The organism is Nosocomiicoccus sp. HMSC09A07, from assembly GCF_001808485.1.
GTDB lineage: Bacteria > Bacillota > Bacilli > Staphylococcales > Salinicoccaceae > Nosocomiicoccus > Nosocomiicoccus ampullae_A.
The window spans coordinates 206960-207601 of record NZ_KV793627.1 but is presented as its reverse complement, the minus strand read 5'-3'; the positions used below and the strand labels follow the sequence as shown (position 1 = coordinate 207601).

Here is a 642-nt window from a genome sequence, read left to right as displayed (position 1 = left end):
AAAAAACGAAAGTAGCGCTTGAGGTAAGGCAAGAGACGACTTATACGCTGAAGGAAATCCTAGCGGTGTTGAAGCTACCGAAGTCTGTATATTACTACTGGATAAAACATATGGATGATCAGGAACAGAAAGATCAATGGCTAGTAGAAAAAATTAAAGAGATTGTATCAAAACATAAAGGTCGATACGGATATAGAAGAATCAAAGCGATACTCGAAAACAGAGAACATGTTGTGGTGAATCATAAGCGTTTGTTACGTATTATGAAAACCTATAATTTACTGTGTCAAAAATTCAAAAACAAATCGAGAACACGTTACAGCTCATACAAAGGGACAGTTGGGAAAATTGCTCCAAATAGCGTGAACCGTAAATTTAGTCCGAAGACATTCAATCAACTATGGGTCACAGATATCACAGAGTTTGCGTTACCGATCAAAGGCAAGAAATTATACCTATCAACAATTATGGACTGTTATAACTCTGAAATTATCGCATATAAGGTTAGTCGTTCACCGAGCTTAGATATCGCAATTCAACCGTTAAAACAGGCGTTTGAACGACATAGAAATGATTTAAATCAATTAATGGTTCACTCGGATCAAGGGTTTCATTATCAGCATAGTAGTTGGGGAAATACCA

General features: G+C 36.4%; 1 protein-coding gene. It reads left to right on the top strand.

From position 1 onward, the window contains the following. Positions 1–47 precede the first annotated feature (47 nt). Positions 48–642 (top strand): IS3 family transposase (locus HMPREF3177_RS08350; protein WP_371440529.1); only part of this gene is annotated, 595 nt, incomplete at its 3' end.